The sequence below is a fragment of the Bacteroides helcogenes P 36-108 genome (assembly GCF_000186225.1).
GTDB classification, from domain to species: Bacteria; Bacteroidota; Bacteroidia; order Bacteroidales; family Bacteroidaceae; genus Bacteroides; species Bacteroides helcogenes.
Window position 1 is genome coordinate 2079852 of sequence record NC_014933.1, and the last position, 20764, is coordinate 2100615.

The 20764-nt window shown below is 41.3% G+C and carries 17 protein-coding genes and 1 tRNA gene; 8 read left to right on the forward strand and 10 right to left on the reverse strand.

Annotated features, from left to right (window positions below; translation table 11 throughout):
* Positions 1-19: 19 nt before the first annotated feature.
* From BACHE_RS08250 to BACHE_RS08265, 4 genes are all read right to left on the reverse strand, one after another.
* Positions 20-898 (reverse strand): nucleoside phosphorylase, encoded by an 879-nt coding sequence (locus tag BACHE_RS08250; protein WP_013547245.1) that lies wholly within the window; start codon positions 896-898, stop codon positions 20-22.
* Between the two features lie 98 nt (positions 899-996).
* Positions 997-1998, reverse strand: a complete 1002-nt coding sequence (floA, locus tag BACHE_RS08255) for a flotillin-like protein FloA (protein WP_013547246.1) — start codon at positions 1996-1998, stop codon at positions 997-999.
* Positions 1999-2028: 30 nt separating this feature from the next.
* On the reverse strand, positions 2029-2502 hold the full coding sequence (locus BACHE_RS08260; protein WP_013547247.1) for an NfeD family protein: 474 nt from the start codon (positions 2500-2502) through the stop codon (positions 2029-2031).
* Between the two features lie 7 nt (positions 2503-2509).
* A complete protein-coding gene (locus BACHE_RS08265) occupies positions 2510-3940 on the reverse strand; it encodes a tetratricopeptide repeat protein (RefSeq protein WP_013547248.1) in 1431 nt (476 codons plus the stop codon).
* A gap of 149 nt (positions 3941-4089) precedes the next feature.
* Here BACHE_RS08265 and BACHE_RS08270 point away from each other — a divergent pair, with 149 nt between their 5' ends.
* Positions 4090-4851, forward strand: a complete 762-nt coding sequence (locus tag BACHE_RS08270; protein ID WP_013547249.1) for a PP-loop family protein — start codon at positions 4090-4092, stop codon at positions 4849-4851.
* Positions 4848-5216: a DMT family protein gene (locus BACHE_RS08275; protein WP_013547250.1), complete on the forward strand. Its 369-nt coding sequence runs from the start codon at positions 4848-4850 to the stop codon at positions 5214-5216. Before BACHE_RS08270 ends, BACHE_RS08275 begins: the two co-directional genes overlap by 4 nt.
* A 4-nt stretch (positions 5217-5220) precedes the next feature.
* On the opposite strand, the gene BACHE_RS08280 is transcribed toward BACHE_RS08275, so the two are convergent.
* The 6 genes from BACHE_RS08280 to BACHE_RS08305 are packed head-to-tail and all read right to left on the reverse strand — an operon-like array spanning position 5221 to position 9620.
* Positions 5221-6240, reverse strand: a complete 1020-nt coding sequence (locus BACHE_RS08280) for an FAD:protein FMN transferase (protein WP_013547251.1) — start codon at positions 6238-6240, stop codon at positions 5221-5223.
* Positions 6241-6265: 25 nt separating this feature from the next.
* Complete coding sequence (locus BACHE_RS08285; protein ID WP_013547252.1) at positions 6266-6847, reverse strand: manganese efflux pump MntP; 582 nt, start codon at positions 6845-6847, stop codon at positions 6266-6268.
* A gap of 3 nt (positions 6848-6850) precedes the next feature.
* Positions 6851-7612 carry a DUF6048 family protein gene (locus BACHE_RS08290; protein ID WP_013547253.1) on the reverse strand — a complete coding sequence of 254 codons (762 nt, stop codon included), beginning with the start codon at positions 7610-7612 and terminating at the stop codon, positions 6851-6853.
* Complete coding sequence (locus tag BACHE_RS08295) at positions 7581-8066, reverse strand: DUF6452 family protein (protein ID WP_013547254.1); 486 nt, start codon at positions 8064-8066, stop codon at positions 7581-7583. The genes BACHE_RS08290 and BACHE_RS08295 overlap by 32 nt, the downstream gene beginning before the upstream one ends.
* A gap of 2 nt (positions 8067-8068) precedes the next feature.
* The gene (locus BACHE_RS08300; protein WP_013547255.1) at positions 8069-9022 is read right to left on the reverse strand and encodes a glycosyltransferase family 2 protein; all 954 of its coding nucleotides are present in this window, start codon (positions 9020-9022) and stop codon (positions 8069-8071) included.
* 55 nt (positions 9023-9077) lie between these two features.
* A complete protein-coding gene (locus tag BACHE_RS08305; RefSeq protein WP_013547256.1) occupies positions 9078-9620 on the reverse strand; it encodes a DUF4199 domain-containing protein in 543 nt (180 codons plus the stop codon).
* A 256-nt stretch (positions 9621-9876) separates the two neighbouring features.
* Between BACHE_RS08305 and BACHE_RS08310 the strand changes: the two genes are divergently transcribed.
* The 6 genes from BACHE_RS08310 (at position 9877) to BACHE_RS08335 (ending at position 20762) form a co-directional block, all read left to right on the forward strand.
* Positions 9877-9950: transfer RNA gene (locus BACHE_RS08310), tRNA-Thr, on the forward strand.
* 95 nt (positions 9951-10045) lie between these two features.
* Positions 10046-12931: a helix-turn-helix and ligand-binding sensor domain-containing protein gene (locus BACHE_RS08315; protein ID WP_013547257.1), complete on the forward strand. Its 2886-nt coding sequence runs from the start codon at positions 10046-10048 to the stop codon at positions 12929-12931.
* A 463-nt stretch (positions 12932-13394) separates the two neighbouring features.
* The gene (locus BACHE_RS08320) at positions 13395-16574 is read left to right on the forward strand and encodes a SusC/RagA family TonB-linked outer membrane protein (RefSeq protein WP_013547258.1); all 3180 of its coding nucleotides are present in this window, start codon (positions 13395-13397) and stop codon (positions 16572-16574) included.
* An 18-nt stretch (positions 16575-16592) separates the two neighbouring features.
* On the forward strand, positions 16593-18119 hold the full coding sequence (locus BACHE_RS08325) for a RagB/SusD family nutrient uptake outer membrane protein (RefSeq protein ID WP_013547259.1): 1527 nt from the start codon (positions 16593-16595) through the stop codon (positions 18117-18119).
* Positions 18120-18126: 7 nt separating this feature from the next.
* Complete coding sequence (locus BACHE_RS08330) at positions 18127-19587, forward strand: PKD domain-containing protein (protein ID WP_013547260.1); 1461 nt, start codon at positions 18127-18129, stop codon at positions 19585-19587.
* 71 nt (positions 19588-19658) lie between these two features.
* Positions 19659-20762 (forward strand): family 16 glycosylhydrolase, encoded by a 1104-nt coding sequence (locus BACHE_RS08335; protein ID WP_013547261.1) that lies wholly within the window; start codon positions 19659-19661, stop codon positions 20760-20762.
* The last annotated feature ends 2 nt before the right edge of the window (positions 20763-20764 follow it).

Below are 20764 nucleotides of genomic sequence, written 5' to 3' on the forward strand. Positions count from 1 at the left end.
TTTCTTTTCGTAAACCTTCTTAGATGCGGTCAAGTACTTTCCGGATTAGAGTGTCAATCGTATTTTTATATCCGGTATTGGCTTCTTTAATCAGGCGGTTGGCAATGACCATGCACACTGTTGTTGCTTTGTGTCCCATCAAGCTACTTAAACCGGCCAGGGCAGAGCTTTCCATCTCGAAGTTGGTGATCCGGTAACCGTTATATTCAAACTTTTCGATTTTTTCATTTTGGTTAGGGTCGGCCAGTGGAATGCGAAGTTCACGTCCTTGCGGGCCGAAGAAGCCTCCGGCAGCAATGGTTACACCACGTACCATATCATCTTGGGCAATGCGGTCTATCAATTCGGTATCTGCATCAATCACGTAAGGAGCCGGTGCGCACATATTTCCCGCCCAACCCATGTGGTTGAGGAAAGCGCGTTCGAAAGGTAAGTCGCAAACAGAATTACGTCCGGCATAGAAGTTCAGCAAGCCGTCGAAACCGATGGATTTGGCAGAGCAAACAAAAGTTCCCACTGGAGTATAAGGTTGCAGACCACCGCAAGTGCCGATACGCACCAGTTCCAACTGGCGCAACTGAGGTTTTTCTTCCCGGGTTTGGAAGTCGATGTTGGCAAGGGCGTCCAATTCGTTCATTACAATATCAATATTGTCGCAACCGATACCTGTGGAAATAACGGTAATGCGTTTCCCTTGATAAGTACCCGTTATTGTTTTGAATTCGCGGCTTTCCACTTCACATTCTTTATTTTCGAAATGAGAGGCTACCATTGCCACTCGTCCGGGATCGCCTACTAAGATGACTTTATCGGCCAGCCATTCGGGCTTTACGTGGAGATGGAAGACAGAACCGTCTTCATTGATAATCAGTTCGGAGGATGCAAAATACTTTTTCATTGTTACAAGATTATTAGTTTGTTCATAATTTAAAGAGAAAACGCCGGAATCCGGTTTCTGTTCACCGGTTCCGGCATCTCTGTCAATTACTTTTCCGGTTATTTGCTGAGTGGCTGGTTGGAAGGGCCGGTAGCTGGTTTGGCAATATTTTCGCGCATGGAAGTATCGGCCTCGATATTCTTCATTCGGTAGTAGTCCATGATACCCAGATTCCCGCTGCGGAACGCCTCAGCCATAGCTTTGGGTACTTCTGCCTCCGCTTCAATAACTTTGGCGCGAGCTTCCTGAGCTTTGGCTTTCATTTCCTGTTCGCTGGCAACCGCCATAGCGCGACGTTCCTCGGCTTTGGCCTGTGCAATATTCTTGTCTGCATTGGCCTGGTCTATTTGCAGGGCAGCACCAATGTTCTTACCTATATCGATATCTGCGATATCAATGGACAAGATTTCAAAGGCAGTACCAGCGTCCAAGCCTTTTCGGAGCACCAGTTTAGAGATAGAATCAGGGTTTTCCAATACAGATTTGTGATTCTCGGAAGAACCAATGGATGATACAATGCCTTCACCTACACGGGCGAGGATGGTATCTTCTCCGGCTCCACCCACCAGTTGGCGGATATTGGCGCGTACGGTTACGCGTGCTTTGGCGATCAACTGAATACCATCTTTGGCAACAGCTGTGACAGGAGGGGTGTCGATAACTTTCGGATTTACGGACATCTGTACAGCTTCAAATACATCACGGCCGGCAAGATCAATGGCAGTTGCCATCTGGAACGGCAACTCAATGTTTGCTTTTGATGCGGATACTAATGCATGTACTACCTTCTCAACATGGCCTCCTGCAAGGTAATGCGCTTCCAGTTCGTCGCGGGTGATGTTGCTTAACCCGGCTTTATGTGCCTCAATCAGACCGGGTACAATGATATAAGGCGGCACATTACGAATGCGCATTAGAAATAGTTGGACCAATGATATATTGACTCCTGAAACTTTGGCTGATAGCCAAAGGAAAAATGGTACATAATGGAAGAACAGTACCAGGAAAATAATGCCCCCTACGATGAGGAAGGCTGTTAGATACATTGTGCTTGGATCCATGTGATTTTAAATGTTAATTATTAATTGATATTAATTGTTTTTCTGCTTTTCTACCAAAATTATTCCGTCCATAATGCGGCTTACAACAATCCGTGTCTTTTCGTTCAAAAAGCCATCGGTTGATTTCACCTCTACGATATTCCCATTGATTTCTGCATATCCGATGAGGGCAAGGCGGGTTGTGGTGATACCGGTATCACCTATCTTTATTTTTTCTTCAGCACTACGGTCTATTTTTGAGGTGATATTTTTTTTCAATGCTATCTTATCGAGTGTTTTGGACCGCATGAATAGAATAAGCGAACTGATGCATGCAATTGCCGATATTATGAGAGTGATAATTCCTTCCGTTGTCCCCATATAGACAAAAGCGTAGTAGTTGGCAAAAATTATGCAACCGCCTGCCAGAAAACCGGCAATGCTGATACCTGGAATTACGAATAATTCCACTAAAAACAGAATGACTGCTGCAATTATCAGTACTGCAATGATGAGTATATCCATATTTGTCTTATTTGATGGTTCGTTTTTCTAAGTTACGTATTTGAATGGCAAGCTGTTCTATATCTATGGATAGTTGCCGTACCCGTTTCTCCAGATCAAGAATGGCTGCCGACATTTTCGTCTTTTCATTTTTTCCGGCTTGGGCATACTGCGAACGCATCTCTTCCAGTTTATTGGATTGTTGCCGATAGCTTTTTTCCAACCGACCGTATTGACCGAATAATACTTTAGCATCAGGAGATTGGAAATCACTTAATTGATGATAAGTCGTATAATCGTCGATGACGAATTCAAAGTCATAGTTCTTCTTTGCCTTTGGTTTGGAATTGAGCATATTCTGCAGTCTTTCCTTGGCTGCATTTACAGCATCTTTATTGGTCCAGGTGTCTTTTATGGAATGAAGCCGGGCCAATTGAATCATCCTCTTTGAATCTGTCTCTTCATAGTTATACACTTGTTTGGATGGATTAGGGATGAACACATAGATGCAAACTTTATCTTCCGGTTGATACCTGTCGGATGCAAACCAGCCCAGATCATTGAATTCATCAATTACATACATATAGTCATTATAAGGTGAGTTGAAAGGCATGCCTACATTTTCGGGTGTCAAATAAGAATCAGTATTGGTGTTGTACCGGGTTACGTAAATATCATACCCTCCGAAAGAGCCCGCACCATCGGCAGCATAATAAATGGTGATTCCGTCTGTCAGTACATAAGGATAGCTTGCATTGATTGCTTCGTTTATGCTTCCGGGAAGCAGACTTCCCTGACTCCATTTGTCCAGTAATTTATTGCGTGAGAGAATACTGAGAGTACCATCCGGCTGTTGTTCGCTATAATAAACCTTATTACCTAATTCCGTTTCATATACTGTTCCTCCTTGCTTACCCGGATTTTGGAAGTAAGTGCTATACATGAATAATTTTCCAGATTCGGGGCTTATTTTATAAGATTCCAGAAAATTCTTTTTATCGACAACGAAGCTGTCGATAAAGCAGACTTCTTCCACACCTTTCAGCATACGGAAATTGTTTTTGCTTTTTTCCAATAACTTTTCAGCTTCTTCCATAGGGCGTTTTCTCCGGGATAATTCGGAGATATAATCCTCATAAGTCCGGATGGCGTCTTCAAAACGATATAAGTCATTGTAATTTTGTGCCAGATAGATTTGTCCGCCGGGAATGCGCTTTTTTACGGCTGTTTCAAGGTGTTTCAATGCTTCTTCCGGTTCTCCTGTTTTCAGGCAGCATATTCCATACCATAAATTATAGCTTCCATTGGCCGGTTGTGCCTTTACAAATTTCCTGAAAACAGGTTTGGCTTCTTCATATTGTTCTTTCTCATACAAGGCTTTGGCTTCTGCTAAAGTCTGAGCAGAGACGGAGATACTTAGAAAGCCGAACAGAAAGAACAGGATATATTTTTTCTTCATACTTAATTATGCATACTTAGATTCAGAAGTTCAAAAATACAAATTTATCGGGAATAATGCTGACTTCCATCATTCTATTATGTTAATTCTTCTTTAAATCGTTCTTTTCTGTTACTTTTGTGCCCGATTAATTTATTCATGGGAAAAGAATGGCACAATTTACCGAAGAAGAAAAAATTTTGCGCCGTATAGAGAAACGGTTCAGTAAAGGCGTGGTGGAATATGGATTGATTGAAGACGGAGATAAAATCCTTATCGGACTTTCCGGTGGTAAGGACTCTTTGGCGTTGGTGGAACTGCTTGCAAGGCGTGCCCGTATTTATAAACCTAAATTTTCTGTTGTGGCTGCCCATGTGGTGATGAAGAATATTCCGTATCAAAGTGACGTGCATTATCTTCGAGAATATGCAGAGTCCTGGGAAGTCCCTTTTATATTGTATGAGACAGAGTTTGATCCTGTTACGGATATTCGTAAATCACCTTGTTTTCTTTGCTCATGGAATAGGCGCAAGGCATTGTTTACGGTAGCGAAAGAGCAGGGGTGCAATAAAATTGCATTAGGACATCACATGGATGATATTCTGGAAACTTTGTTAATGAATATCACTTATCAGGGAGCTTTCAGTTCCATGCCGCCACGGCTTGCCATGAAAAAGTTTGATATGACCATTATTCGTCCTATGTGCCTGGTGCATGAAGTCGATTTGTTAGAATTGGCGCAAATGAGGAAATTCCATAAGCAAATAAAAAAATGCCCGTATGAATCCCAATCCAGCCGTAGTGCAATGAAAGGAATTTTGAAGCTTTTAGAGGATATGAATCCTGAGGCACGTTATAGCTTATGGGGAAGTATGTCGAATGTACAAGATGAATTGTTGCCGCAGATTATCAAGAATAAAAATAAATTATGAAAGCGTTTTATACCATCTTATTACTGATTGTGTCTAATGTCTTTATGACATTTGCCTGGTATGGGCATTTGAAGCTGCAGGAGACGAAGGTTATTTCTAATTGGCCTCTGTATGCAGTCGTTTTATTTTCATGGGTAATTGCTTTGGCTGAATATTCATGCCAAGTCCCCGCCAACCGAATTGGTTTTATCGGTAACGGGGGACCTTTTTCCTTGATGCAACTCAAAGTAATTCAGGAAGTGATAACTTTGATTATTTTCACTGTGTTTACAACGGTTCTGTTCAGAGGAGAATCGTTGCATTGGAATCATTTTGCCGCTTTTATCTGTCTGATACTGGCGGTATATTTTGTTTTTTATAAGTAGGAATTTACTTGCTTATGTATTTTGCCATTCCTTTTGTAAAATAACTTTTGAAACTGCCATTATCGTTACTGTATATGAAACAGGCATCTATATCAGGATGTGCGTTGGCAAAATGCTCCGCTTCTTCCAGTCCCATAACCATGAATGCGGTTGCGTACGCGTCTGCACTCATGCAGTCCTTTGCAATGACGGTGGCGGATAAAATGTTGTGTTGTACGGGATAGCCGGTACGCGGATCGATGGTATGTGCGTATTTCTTTCCGTCCTTGTAATAATAGTTCCTATAGTTTCCGGATGTTGCTATACCTAAATTTGTTACTTGTAACACCGTTTGCAATTCTTGGTTTACGGCCAGCGAATCGTCTATCGGCTTGTTGATCCCGATGCGCCAGAGGTCTTTCTTTGGATTTTCGCCATGTACTACTACCTCGCCGCCTATATCTACCATGAAGTTCCGTATTCCTTTTTTCTCCAAAAGTTGTGCAACGACATCCACGGCATATCCTTTGGCTACGGCGCTGCAGGAAAGCATGATACGAAGATCATCCTTTACCACTTTTCCTTCGGCGGACAATTTGACTTTTGTATATCCGGTGATTTCCAAGAGACTGTCTATCATAACCGAATCGGGGAAAGCGCCTTTCTTAAATCCAAATCCCCATGCATTTGCCAGAGGGGCTACGGTGATGTCAAATGCGCCATTGGTTTCTTTGGATATTTCCATGCTGCGGCAGAATACATTGGTGAAAAATGTGTCGGGTACAATGTCTTCATTGAGATTGATGCGGGTAATGGTTGCAGTGTCATTGAATGGAGACAAGGAGCCGTCAAAGCGTTTGAGGGCGGCTTCTATTTCCTCTTTCAGATCTTTGTCATATTGATAGGTAACTTTATAAACTGTTCCGAAAATCAGTCCATTGTCTGTCTGATAGGGGATAGTGTGGTTGTGGCGGGCAAGTATCCATATTGTGCCCAATATTAATAGGGCGATCCATAAAAAATTCCGTTGTACTTTTTTGTCCATAATCGTATATAGTTATTGAAGATGTTCAACTGAAAAATAAGTGCTCAATCAATATTTTAGTTCCTATGATAATTAGAATAATACCTCCCCAAAGTTCTGCTCTTAGTTTGCGGGCTATGCCGCATCCAAACCGGATGCCGAATGTCAGGCCCATCATGGACAATACAAATGAAACGAGACCTATGACACATACGGAGGAGAGAATGGCGGCTAAACTTTTGATGCCCAGAAACGCAAAAGATACACCCACCGCCAATGCGTCTATGCTGGTGGCTACCGCCAATGCGAGTACCACTTTTAAACAGGTCGGATCGTATTCATGTTTGCAGTCTTCGTCTTTGAAGGATTCCATGACCATACGTCCTCCCAGAAAGGTAAGGATGGCAAAAGCGATCCAATGGTCTATACTTTCTATCAGATGACTGAATAAATTGGCGCCGATCCATCCGAGCAGTGGCATAAGTGCCTGAAAAAAGCCGAAAAAGACAGCCATTATCAGCATAGGACGCAACTGCATGTGTTTCAGAATAATTCCACTGGCTATAGAAACAGCAAAACAATCCATCGCAAGTCCTACGGCCAGTAGCCAAATCTCCAGTCCTGTCATTGTTTAGAAAGGTAGTTTATAGGTTATTGTATATGTCACTCCCAATGTGTTGGAGTTGTATTTCCCGAAACCGGGTACATACCACGGGTCGCCATGCTCGTCGGCGGAAGCCGAGAGTTTGAACTTAAAACGGAGAGTCCATCCCATATATAATTCTTTCCATACATGGGCACGTATGCCGACGCAGAACTCCGCCCATTGCATGGAACCTTTCATGTCTTTATAGTTGTAGGGCAAGCTTCCGCCCCATATCCCGTCGTCGAGGTTGGGATTACCAACGATCCCACCATAAGCAGGGTCATTCAAGGCAAGTGCTTCGACATCATACTTAAAGCCACTTGCCCCATAGCGCAGACCTACAAGCAGCATGTGCCCGTGTTGTTTGTTGAATAGTGCATTGTAGTCTATTCCGGCACGGAAATAGGGCGCGTTACTTCTGTAATGTATTCCCTTGTCGCTCCATGTGTCGGTTGAACCATATCCTATTTCAACGGTCGGGAAGAAGCGATTTTTCAGGTTTGCGTTCACGGCAATTTCCGTGCTGAGAAAATCTCCACCGAAAGCTTTACTTCCAAATCCCCAAAGGTCTAATCCGACAGACAGACCGTTATAGAGGGGGTATTCTATTTTTTCCTTTTTATCCTTCTTTTCTGTCTTAGACGGGTTTTTCCCTTGCGGGGCGAACATGTTTTGTGCTCGCAGAGGGAAGGCTGTCAGCAGACAGACTGCCAGGCTAATAGAATAATTTAATATTTTCCCTTCCATAAATACCGGCTTCTTTGTTTGATATATAAATAGAGTCAAGATTGCGGCGGGTATGACGGATGCCTGTAATGACCTGTTTCATTTGATAGCCGCAATCCATTGACAGAAAATAAGGTGTATTGGTATGATGAATGACGATTGTGTCAGTTTTCGTTTTACTGTATCGGAATACCAGTTTGGTGGAATCTACGGTGTATCTCAAAGGTAATGAGATGTCATGTACTTTTTTTTGATTGTTGATTATGACAGAGTCCGTGCCATATGCCGTCACTGTCAGCGAATCAAGTGTGTCATTTTCCACTATCCGAGTTTGGGGATCTATCGTATATAGATAACATTGCATCATGGCGCGTGCGGCCAGGGAGCAATCTGCTTCTTCTGAGCAAGAAACGACAATACTGATTATGGGGTAAAGAATTGCGCCCGCTATGATAAGTCTGACTAAGCTTTTCATTGTTAAATCATTTTCTCTATTTGATATTTGTTTCGTTCGGGGGCTGTGCGTGAAATCAGTTCTCCGAGGAATCCTGCCACAAACAGTTGTGTACCTATAATCATGGACGTCAGTGACAGGTAGAAGTAAGGAGAATCGGTCACAAGACGGTAAGGCATGCCGTGGTGCATGTAGTACAGTTTGCTGACTCCGACAATGATGACGGATACAAAGCCGAGTATGAACATCAATGATCCCAGCAGTCCGAAGAAGTGCATCGGCTTTACTCCGAAAGTGGAGAGGAACCAGAGAGAAATCAGATCCAAATAGCCGTTTACGAAACGGCTAAGCCCGAATTTGGTTGTACCGTATTTGCGTGCTTGATGGTGCACCACTTTTTCACCGATTTTCTTGAAGCCGGCATTTTTGGCGAGGTAGGGGATATAACGGTGCATTTCTCCATATACTTCTATGTTTTTTATTACTTCTTTGCGATATGCTTTTAGTCCACAGTTGAAATCATGCAGATTCTTGATTCCCGAAATTTTTCGTGCGGTTGCATTGAATAGTTTGGTAGGCAATGTCTTAGATAGAGGATCGTAACGTTTCTGTTTCCATCCGGACACCAGATCATAGCCTTCTTCCGTTATCATGCGGTAGAGTTCAGGTATCTCGTCAGGGCTATCCTGCAGGTCAGCATCCATTGTGATGACCACATCTCCTTGCGCTTGTTCGAAGCCGCAAAAAAGCGCCGGTGACTTTCCGTAATTGCGGCGAAACTTGATACCTTTCACCGCATCCGGATTCTGTGCTTTCAATTGTTCGATGACTTGCCAGGAAGTGTCAATACTTCCGTCGTTCACAAAAATGACTTCGTAGGAAAAACCGTTGGCTTTCATTACCCGTTCAATCCATGTGAACAGTTCGGGAAGAGATTCTTCTTCATTATATAACGGTACTACAACTGAAATATCCATATTCTTTTTTACGGTTTTACTGTTTTACTATAATATGGTACGTTTACTTTGTCACTCACACATTGTTTATTTCTTGTTTTCTTCTCATTGCAAACAATGCAGTAGGAATGGCCAGCAAAGAGCCATAAATCACATTTTGTGACATCATTTGCATTGTGATGTCTATGGGAGACAGAGTTTGCATCACGGCCATCACATCTTTCAACTGATTGATATATGCCTCTGTTCCGGGTATATTGTTTTGGGCGAAACCATCCAGCATCGCTTCATAAGTATTGATAACGAACCCGTGGTCGATGAATTGGAAATATACATAATGCGCCACGGCTGTGAGAAGTGCGGCGAATATATACATAAAAGTTGTGAACAGCCATGCATGCAGGAAACTGACATTGCCGCCACAGATATGGTTGCGGTACATTCTTGTGTAATAATATCCCATGAAGGGAACACATACCGTAAGTCCTGCGAACAGGAAAAGAAGAAAAGGAACCATCAGGCCTAACGGAAAGAGGGTGAACTTCAATATCCAATATCCTCCCATATAGGTTCCGAATAGCATAGCGTATCGTTGCATGTAACCTCTATTTTCTGCCATCTCACTTAATTAATATGGTGCAAAGGTATAAATAATTTGAGTTTCAGGTTATAAGTTATATGTTATTTAAGAAAAAAGCTCATGTCCGAAAAAAGTTTTGGTAAGGTATTGCAGGTTTAAAAAAAATGCCTACCTTTGCAACCGCAAAACAAAAATGGGTAAGTCCTATACGGCCAGCTCCCTTCGAATCCTCCAGGGCTTGATCGCAGCAAAGGTAGTTGGTTGTAGCGGCGCGATGTAGATAGCTTACCCACCCGCCTCTTTAGCTCAGTTGGCCAGAGCACGTGATTTGTAATCTCGGGGTCGTTGGTTCGAATCCGACAAGAGGCTCAAAAAGCAGTTGATGTGAAAACATCAACTGCTTTTTTTGTGTGCTTGAAAAATATGCACTAATTTTGTACGAGGAACAATAATCGTTGAGACCTATGAAAAATCACATAGCGCACATTTATCTTTTTCTTCTTTTTCTCCTTCCTTCTGTTGAGTCATCTGCCGGCTGGAACAGTTTTATTGTCAACTTCGACAAGAGCTTGTACGGCAGGGGAGCGCAGACTTGGCAGATTGCCCCTTACAATGACAAGTGGGTGTATTTTGCCAACAAGAACGGCATGTTGCAGTTTGACGGCAATGTCTGGAGCGTTCTCCCGTTGAATAATTTGTCGGATGTGCGTTCCGTTCTGCCTTCGGCCACTCAGAAACGCATTTATGTAGGTGGAATCAATGAATTCGGATATTATGAACCTGAGACAGACGGAGCGTTAGGCTACCATTGCATGTCCGACACGCTTGACGGATCGTTTCGCTATCTTGGAAATGTATGGGGTATCCATGAAGGAGACAATATAGTATATTTCCAGGGAGACAGCCGTGTGGTGAAGTGCATCAACGGGAAATATTCAGTCATAGAGATGGATGGTAAGATTGATTGTTCCAACATGGTGAATGGAGTCCTTTATATCGGTACGGACAGGGGAGTGTGGCTCTTGGTGGGAAGTACGTTTTTCCCTTTACAGGGAGCCGATATACTGATCTCCAAACGTATCAGGGGTATTGCGCCCTACAAGAAAGGCGTGTTGGTGGTGACGGCTTATGACGGGTTGTATTATTGTGATGGACGCACCACGGTTCCATTGTCCACCAATGCGGAGATTTTCATGCGTGAGAATGAGGTTTTCTGTGTGGCGACGCAGGGCGATAAGATAGCCTTGGGAACTATACACAAGGGACTGGTTATGATAGATTTGAACACGATGGAACTGAAATATTTCAATGAAAACAACGGCTTGCGCAACAATACGGTCCTTTCTGTTGCTTTTGATCCTTCGGGCAACCTTTGGGCAGGCTTGGACAGTGGCATCGATTATGTGTATCTCACTTCTCCCTTTACCAATCTTTATTCTTATCCCTATTCTTATGGAACCGGATATACAGCAGCGGCATCGGACGGGTATCTTTATTTGGGAACTAACCGTGGGCTGTATTATACATCCTATCCGGTAAAAATGAATGGAAATCTGCCGGATATTCGTCCTGTTTCCAATTCCAGCGGGCAGGTGTGGAATTTGTGTCGAGTGGGAGATGAGCTTTTCTGCCTGCACGACCGTGGCATCTTTCTGCTTCAAGGTACGGGGATGAGGCGTGTCACAGATCTTTCGGGCGTGTGGAACTGCCAGCAAGTGATGGGGCGGCCGAATTTGATGTATGTCGGTGCATATAGCGGCATTTATCTGCTGGGCAGAAAGGATGGAGAGTGGCGTGTTCTTTGCAAGATAGAAGGTATGAGCGATTCTTGCCAACTTTTTGAGCAGGAATCGGCACGTGTGATATGGGTTTGTAATGCAGATCATGTCACCCGTCTGGAATTGAATACCGCATTGACCAGAGTGGACAACAGCAGGGAGTATTGGGCGAAAGACGGTTTGCCTGCGGATAGAGACATGCACGTGGTTAAAATAGAAGGGCGCGTCTATTTCGGTACTTCCCGTGGCGTGTATAAATACAATCTTCCCAAAGATATAATAGAGCCTTGCCCAGACATGAACAATCTGCTGAACGGCACGTCGGCTTATACACGGCTGACAGAATATCATGGCAAGCTCATCAGTCTGAGCGCCCATGAAGTTTGCATTGCCAATCTGGGGACTTATAAGCGAGGATCCAATACGGGCATTTATCCCGTGCAACAGTCGTTGATGGAGATGGTTCCCGGTTTTGAGGCCATCATTCCCTTGTCCGATTCTCTTATGGTCATTCCCAATGAAGACGGTTTTGCTTTGTTCAGTCTCCAAGAAAGCCCCGAACGGCGTGATCGCAGCCATTCCCTATATATAAAGAATATGTATCTTTCTTACCCCAAAGATTCCTTAGTATATACCGCCAACTTCCTGGGGCAGAAGCCTGTTCCCCAAATAGCCTATTCGTTGAACTCCGTACGCATAGAGTATGGTCTTCCCTATTTCACGATGGGTGACGGTGTCTGCTTCCAGTATCGGCTGAACAAAGGTGGCTGGTCAGATTTCACCACCGTGCGCACTAAAGAATACAGCAATTTGTCCGAAGGCGAATACGTCTTCGAGGTGAAAGCCGTTTTTCCGGACGGAACTACTTCGTCGGACGAGATTGTTTTCCGTATTCTTCCTCCGTGGTATCGTAGCGCTCCGGCTTACATTTGTTATATCGTTCTGGCATTATTGGCGCTTTGGTATCTTTACCGCTGGGACGATATGCGTGTCAGCCGCAAGAAGCAGCAGGCAGTGGTGGAAAAAGACAAGGAACTGCATAATATGGAGAAAGAATACGAAGAGGAGAAAGCCCGTCAGGAAAAGCAGATCATCCAATTGGAAAAGGAAAAGCTTGAGTATGACTTGCAGCACAAGAGCCAGGAAATGACAAACCTGATGATAAACTTTGTCCGCAAGAATGAAATGCTGACCGAAATAAAATCGGAGATACTCAGGGTTTCCGCCACGTTGAAGGGAGAGGGGGCTCGTGAAGGGAAACAACAGTTGATACTTATCAACAGTAAAATAGATAGTAATATCCAAAGTGATGAGGTGCTGAAGCGTATAGAAGACCAGTTTGACCTTATTCATAATAATTTTATGAAACGTCTTCAAGCCAAGCATCCCGACCTTTCCAATAATGAGCGCATGATGTGCGCTTATCTCAAAATGAACCTTTCTACCAAGGAAATCTCACCTTTGCTGAACATTTCTATCCGTGGTGTGGAAACTATTCGTTACCGTCTCCGCAAGAAATTCGGGCTGGAACGCGAGGACAACTTGACGGAGTATTTGAATAACAAGCTTTGAGTGATGCCGTAATCTTGTTCAACGATACATGATGTGATCCATTGATGCAAATGATTGATTATCAGAATTTTTCTACTGTATTAGGAATAAAGAAGTACTATACTGCAAATAAAGTATCACAATACAAAATATAAGGCACATATCAGATTATAATTAAGGTATTCAAAGTTCTGAAATATTAAGTGTTGAGTATGCGTTAAATAGTGCTTTTCTAAACATGGATAAAAGAAAAACCTGCTTTTGTGCTTTATAACATACTATTGACGTATTTCCTAAAAGTATTATATATATATTGATTTTCTGATGTTTATGTTGTGATGGCGTATTGTTGACGTATTCATTTTCTTTATTTGACGTATTAATGAATACTATCTTTTATATATTTGAATGCTTCTTATTGTATGTTTGCACCGTTCAATTGTGAACGAGAATGAGAATAGTTAATCTTAATTTAGTAAAACTTATGAAAAAGTTATTATCGGTTTTATTTTTATTAAGCTTTACCTTGGCTTCTGTGTATGCCCAAAATATACAGGTAAAAGGTACAGTGGTAAGCGGATCGGATAACGAACCTTTACCCGGTGTTAATGTGGTGGAAAAAGGCAATGCCACCAATGGTGCAATTACCGACCTGGATGGTAATTTCACAGTGTCGGTTCCTGCGAACGCAACACTTTCTATTACTTATATTGGTTTTAAGCCGCAAGACATTGCTTTGAATGGAAGAAAAACACTCAAGATTGTTCTTCAAGAAGATTCTGAAGCACTGGATGAAGTAGTGGTAGTAGGTTATGGTGTTCAGAAAAAGAGTGTAGTAACAGCGTCTATTGCCAAAGTAGGTGCTGATGAGTTGGCTATTTCTGCTCCGGTACGTGTAGATAATGCTTTGAAAGGTTTGGCTGCCGGTGTACAAGTGACGGCTGCTTCCGGTCAACCGGGTGAAGCATCTCGAATTCGTATTCGTGGCGTTGGTACAGTGAATAACTCTGACCCTCTTTACATTGTAGATGGTATGCCTATTGATGGTGGCATTGATTATTTGAATCCTAATGATATTCAGTCTATTGAGGTGTTGAAAGATGCTGCATCTGGCGCTGTTTATGGTGCGCGTGCTGCCAATGGTGTTGTACTGGTAACTACAAAGGGAGGTAAAATTGGTAAAACAAAAGTTACTTATGACTTTTCTATGGGATTTCAAAGCCCATGGAAACATCGTGAAGTGCTTGACGCCACTCAGTATGCTATCATGCGCAATGAAGCTTCTATGAATGATGGTACTGGCATGGTATATGCTGATCCTTATTCTTATGGTAAGGGAACTGACTGGCAAAAGGAAGTTTTTAATGATAATGCCCCTGTTGTACAGCATCAAGTGAGTGCCAGTGGTGCTACTGATAAGTTGAATTACTACCTTTCTTTAGGATATTATGAACAAGAAGGTATTGTAGGAGGTAATTATGATCGTTCAAATTATCGTCGTATGACAATGCGTTCTAATACTAATTATACGATGTTTGATGTTTCTAAAGAACGTTCTTGGTTGAATAAGTTGACAGTTGGTGTGAACTTGGCTTATTCTCGCATTAAGAGTAAATCTATTGGAACTAATTCTGAAACAGGTTCTGTTTTAGGTAGTGCATTGTCGATTTCTCCTATTCTTAGCCCTTATATGTCTGAAGGGACAACTTTGAAAGATATGATTGCAGCAAATCCGTCTATGGTTTTGTCTGACGGTACGGTGCTTTCTCCATTGCAAGCTTCTGACGGGAGATATTATACCATTCCTGGTGATAAATACAATGAAATCACCAATCCGTTGGCCAATCTGTCTTTGCCCGGTGCTTTGAATAATTCTGATAAATTTGTCGCTAATTTCTTTGCAGAATTGACACTGTGGGATTCCATTAAGTTTAAAAGTTCTTATGGGCAAGATCTTGCTTTTTGGGGAACTGATGGTTGGACCCCTGTTTATTATCTGTCTAAGCAAAATAAGGCGGAATATTCTTCAGTTTCTTCTGAAATGCATCGTGGCTCTGTGTGGCAGTTGGAGAATACGCTGTCATGGGATAAAACATTCGGGCAACATAGTTTCCAAGTTTTATTAGGCCAATCTGCCAAAAAAAGTACAGGACGCTATTTGAAAGGAAACAATCGTTATATGATAGAGGAGAGAGGCGATAAGGCGAATATTGATTTTACTACCGGTACTCAAAAAGCCGGTGATATGTATGTTGCCGGTAGCTTAAATAGTCCTTCAACAATCGCTTCTTACTTTGGTCGTTTGAGCTATAATTTTGCAGAACGTTATATGTTACAGTTAACCGTACGTCGTGATGGTTCTTCAAATTTTGGATCTAATAATAAATGGGCAACTTTCCCTTCTGTCTCTTTAGGCTGGAACTTGACTAATGAATCATTCATGAAAAATCGCCCTGCGTGGTTAACTTCAACAAAGGTTCGTGGATCTTGGGGTAAGAATGGTAATGAATCTATTGGTGCTTTTGGCTATGTAGCATTGACTTCAAGTGGGAATAATCATTATTTTGGAAAGGGTGATGCAGGTCAAATAATTACTGGTACAAAACCGAGTGGGCTTTCAAATGCTGATTTAAAATGGGAGGAATCTGAACAGACTGATTTTGGTGTTGACTTTGGTTTCTTCAATAACGCATTGACTTTTACAGTAGATTATTTCTATAAGAAAACTAACGGTATGTTGAAGACGATGCCTATTCCTTCTTATGTTGGTGAATCCAAACCGACAGGTAACGTAGGTGATATGGAAAATCGTGGTTGGGAATTGGAAGCCAATTATAAGTTCCATGTCAGCGATTGGAATTTCCGCATAGGTGCAAATGCCAGTTATATAAAGAATAAGTTGATAAACTTGGGTAATGATTCAGGATTTGAAATGTCTGATTATCTTGTTGGTGGTTTGTCCAATGTTACTCGTGCGGAGAATGGTTATGTTTATCCGTTCTTTTATGGTCGTGTAACAGATGGTATTTTTCAAAACTGGGCTGAAATAAATGCTTATGCTAAAGATGGAAAATTGATTCAACCAAATGCTCAGCCTGGTGATATTCGTTTTAAAGATTTGAATGACGATGGTAAGATTGATGATGATAATGATAAGGCTATGATTGGAAAGGGTATGCCGGATTGGACCTATGGCATTAATTTTCAAGCAAGTTGGAAAAACTTTGATTTCAGCATGATGATTGCTGGTGCTATCGGTAATGATATTTTTGATGCAACCCGCCGTTGTGATATTGCTGAATTTAACCTTCCTAAATGGATATGGGAAAATCGTTGGACAGGTGAAGGTACTTCTAATAATATGCCGCGTATGACAATCACTGATCCTAATGCAAGCTGGAGTTCTGCATCCGATCTTTATATTAAGGATGGTAGCTATATGCGTTTGAAAAACATTCAGTTAGGCTATACTTTACCCCAATGGCTGACCCAAAAAGTATTCGTTGATCGTCTTCGTGTTTATGTTGCTGCAGAGAATCTGTTGACTTTCACTAAGTACGATGGCTTGGATCCGGAAATAGCAAACGGTACTTCTATGGGACTTGATAAGGGTATTTACCCCCAAGCACGTGTATTTACTTTTGGCTTGAATATTAGTTTCTAATTTAATATAACGAAGAATATGAAAAAATATATAACTTTAGGAGGATTGGCACTTGCAGCTATGCTGGGAACCACCTCTTGTGGAGATGATTTTTTGACGGTACAGTCTTCAAATCAATTGTTTGTGGATGAGTATTATAACTCCGAAGCACGTATTTTTGAGGCCTTAGTAGCTGCTTATGACCCTTTAAATTGGTTAGACTACGCATGGGCATATACGAATTTAAGTATGACTTCCGATATAATGTCTGATGATGTATATGTAGGGGGTAGTGGTCCTACTGATCAAGGGGGACTTCATAAACAGTCTATTTTTGAAGCTACTCCTACTCAGCAGGTAGCGAGTGGCTTATGGTCAGCTCTCTATTCGGGAATTAACCGTAGTAATATTGTGCAGCAATATATGGGAGGTGCGACAGATATAAGTGATGCAAATCGTAAATTGTACCTTGCAGAGGCAAAGACGTTGCGTACATTCTATTATGTTTGGTTATGGAAGTTTTGGGGAAATGTCCCTTATTACACAGAGAATTTGACTTATCCTTATTTGCATGAGCAGAATACCGCTGACCAAGTGTACGATGGTATTATCACTTCTTTGGAAGAAGTAATAACTGATAATATACTTCCAATGCGTCGTGAAGGTACAGAAATTGGTCGTGTAACACAAGCATTCGTCTATATGATGTATGCAGACTGTGTAATGTATCAGAAAGATGAGACTCGCTATACTAAAGCATTGGGCTATATGAAAGAAATTATCAGTTCTGGTAAATATAGTTTAACTCCTAATTATGCTGATATTTGGGAAGAATCAACTGGTGAATGGAACCAAGAATCTATCTTTGAGATTGAATATTTTAATAAAAATGGTGGTAGAGATTGGGGAAGTGCCATTGCTGATGGTGGTACTGTATATCCGAAACTGATAGGCATTAATAACTTGAATGGTAGTCCTGATTATGCTGGTGGTTGGGGATTTGAACCTGTTCGTCAAGAAGCTTATGATATGTTTGATGAATCTGATAAACGTAGGGATGCTTCGATTTTGAATTTTGCACATTATAAAATAGAAAATCCAGATGCTTCTTATGTAGGACGTTATCAAGATACTGGAAACTTCCTTCGCAAATATTTGCCTCGTGTTGGTGGTAATGAAGGTGCTTCTGGAGCTGCTGATATGAACTATAACAATAATTGCCGTCTTTATCGTTATGCTGAAACCTTATTGAATGCTGCAGAACTCTCTCTCTTAACAAGTGGTGACGCACAGGGTTATTTAGATCAAGTTCGTACTCGTGCCGGTGTTCCCAGTATTTCTGCTACGATTGATAATATTCTGCAGGAACGCCATCTTGAATTTGTCGGTGAGGGTAAACGTTATTGGGATTTGGTACGTTCAGGAAAAGCTGCAACGGTTTTGGCTCCTGGTTCTACTCCTTATCGCCAGAAAGGGTGGAATGAAACGAAGAAATGGTTGCCGATACCACAAGGTGAAATAGATTCGGCTGGTGGTACTTTAGTTCAGAATCCTTATGCTGATTAATAACTTAATGAAATTAGAAATCATGAAAAAGTCATACTTAAATATATTATGGGCATTAGTATTTCCTTTTATGTTGGGAAGTTGCTCTGAGGAAGATTATTCGGATGCGGATATAAATAATATCTCGACATTGGATGGAATGGAAAATGCGGTCTCTGTGTCAGTGGATCAAGCAACAAATGTCGTAACATTTACGGTAGATGAGTCAACTCTAAAAGGCAACTATCCGGCATGGACATTTGGTACTGGTGCTACGGATGCTGCGACAAGTTCTACAAAATCAACTTTGACTAAGGCTTATAGCAAGCGTGGTGATTATACTGTAACTTTTCAACTTGGAAATAAAAATGGATTGAGTAAAGGGGTAATAACCAAGACATTTCATATTGAGAAAAATTTAATTCCTTCTGCTATTATTTCTTCATTGACAAAAGAAACCTTATATTGGAATTTTATGGCTAATGGACACTTTGGCTGTGGAGAATCTAATCCTTCCTTGGAGAATTACGGATTAGATTGGTGGTCATGTGCCGCAAATGGGAAAGGTGATACTGGCATGTATGATGATACATTCACTTTTAAAACCGAACAGACTTCGGGAACACTCATAGAAGGTACTTATGAATACAATCCTGGTATAGATGGTTTGATTTATGTAAATGCAGGAGTTACTTTTGAGCCATTCGGGGCATTTAATCCGAATGATGGAAATGATTATGATGCTAAAGCCTCTAAACAAACTTCTACTTGGAAATTATATTATGATGATGCAGATGTACTTTGGCTGGAATTTGCACCGAAAACTCAAGTTGGCTTTGTAGCTAATGAGGGCGTTTGGAATACTCCGAAATTCAGAGTCTTGGAATTGACTGACAAAAAAATAGCTATGGTGGCAGACAATGGTTCTATTGCTTGGAAATATGTATTTTGCCCGAAAGATCAGAATGAAGTAGATGATATTGGCGCTGAAAAATATGCGGATGCTATTGTAGGTTCTTGGATGTGGAATTATACTGTAGATGGTCATTTTGGCTGTGGTGAAACTGTTGATAATCCTTTAGGCTGGTGGTCATGTGGTAGTAAGGGTAAAGATGGATTTGGTATGTATGATGATAAGATGACCTTTACAGAAGATTCTTATACGTTTGATCCTGGTGAAGAAGGTACTATCTTCTGCAATAAGGGATGTACTTACGATCCTACTTTGACAAATGATAAAGATGATTATGTAGCTAAAGTAAAGGATGGTGAAGTGCTGAAGACAACTTATCAAATAGTTGTTGAAGGTGGAAATCATTATTTGGTTCTTCCTGCTAAAACAATTTTCTCGTACATGCCAGCCGATGAAGTGTATGATTCTCCTAAATTCTTGATTAAACGTATTAGTAAGGATAAGTCTATTATGGAACTTGCTTCTATACAATCAGGTATTTCTTGGTTGTACCAATTGAAAAGAACTGATAAATAACAATTAATTTATAGCCACTCTATCACTTTTCTGTAATTAATGTATGGAGTGGCTATTTTTATAAATGTGCTATGAATAAATACTGGTTTTTAGGAATACTATTTATCTTGAATAGTTCAGCCTGTAGTAGCAGTGAAATGAATGAGAATATTCCTGATATAATGATTGTAGTAACTCCCTCAGAGTTGACATTGGGCTGTGGAAAGGAAACTGTGGAAATAGAGGTGGATGCTTCTGCAGAGTTTGGGGTTATCTCTGATAAAGAATGGTGTACGTGTTTTCCTAAGGGAGGGCTGAAAGGGAAAAATAAGTTGAGTATTACTGTTGCTCGCAATTCTCAGGAAACAGAACGTTCTGCAGAATTGACACTTGATGCAGGTACTTATAAGAAAACGATTATTGTTAAACAAGAAAAGATGTCTGGCATTACAATTCCCGACGGTTACGTACTTGTTTGGCAAGATGAATTTGAGACTTCTCGTGATATAAATGGTAGAGCTGCTATGCCCAATATGGATGAGTGGTGGTATGAAACGGCAGCTCCCGGTTGGGTAAATAATGAACTTCAGCGTTATGTGGCTGGTGTGTTAGATAATGATACTACTGCTTATATCTCAGATGGTACTTTGAAAATTATAGCAAAGAAAAAAGGCAATGAAGTTATTTCTGCTCGGCTAAATACAATCAAAAGTTGGACTTATGGCTATTTCGAGGCTCGTTTGAGATTACCGAAAGGTAAAGGTACATGGCCAGCATATTGGATGATGCCTAAAAACTTTAAGACTTGGCCTGACGACGGAGAAATTGATATAATGGAGGAAGTTGGGTATCATCCTAATTATGTGAGTTCTTCTATCCATTGCAAGGCTTACTATCATTCTATAGGAACGCAGAAAACAAAAGAACGTTATTTGGAAGGAGCAGAATCTGATTTCCATATATATGCTTTGGAGTGGACTGCGGATTTTATTAAAACCTATGTTGATGGCGAACTACTTTTTTCTTTTGAAAATGATAAAACAGGAAATAAAAGCACATGGCCTTTCAATACTCCTTTCGGTCTGAAGTTGAATCTTGCATGGGGTGGTGACTGGGGAGGAGCCCAAGGGGTAGATGTGTCTGCACTTCCTGCAACTTATGAAATAGACTATGTACGAGTGTTTCAGAAAAAATAAAC